Here is a 650-nt window from a genome sequence, read left to right as displayed (position 1 = left end):
AATCAGTTATGTGTTGACGACTTGAGATAATAGGTTTGGAAAACGCGCATGCGCGTTTTTCTAGATGGTATATTTAGCAAAATGCTGATAAGTTCATTGTATACAGATAGTTAACTGTGCGCGTTTTCACTGGTCCAACGAGGTAAACGCGCATGCGCACTAATAAAATGTTATATGCCTACAGGGATTGTTCAACCATGGATGAAATAGTCGAGGTCGCGGGAAGAGGATTTTTGCGAATCGTAAAATGGATAATCATCGACCTATTTATTGAGTTTTTTCTTTATTTTGTCGGTTACGTTACGCTAAAGGTCGTTACCTTCGGCAAATATCCCAAAGCCAATCGAGATAACGATACGTTATGCAGTGGCACTGGTGCAGTCGTTTTGTTGTTGGCTATTGCGGTAATAGCTTTTTATAACTCGAAGTAGGCATATAACAAGTTGCTTAATTTCGTTACGGCCACAAACAGCGTGGCCTCCACTGGACTGCCTACGCTACGCTGCGGCAGCCAATTAGCAAAGCGCTGGGGGATCCCCTCATAATTCAGGTCTCCCAGCAGTGTGAACCAACTTGATGTATTCATGCATTGCCCAGCGTAAATGCTGCGCTGTTATTCGATAGTTTTTCCTTCGCCGAACTTCTTTCCC

At 43.4% G+C, this 650-nt stretch carries 1 protein-coding gene; it reads left to right on the top strand.

Going from position 1 to position 650, the window contains the following annotated elements; all coding sequences use genetic code 11:
* Positions 1-197 precede the first annotated feature (197 nt).
* Positions 198-431, top strand: a complete 234-nt coding sequence (locus tag GNT65_RS20445; protein WP_160799007.1) for a hypothetical protein — start codon at positions 198-200, stop codon at positions 429-431.
* The last annotated feature ends 219 nt before the right edge of the window (positions 432-650 follow it).

This window comes from Shewanella insulae (genome assembly GCF_009831655.1).
GTDB lineage: Bacteria > Pseudomonadota > Gammaproteobacteria > Enterobacterales > Shewanellaceae > Shewanella > Shewanella insulae.
The sequence above is the reverse complement of the archived record's forward strand: the minus strand, read 5'-3'. Positions and strand labels throughout refer to the sequence as shown.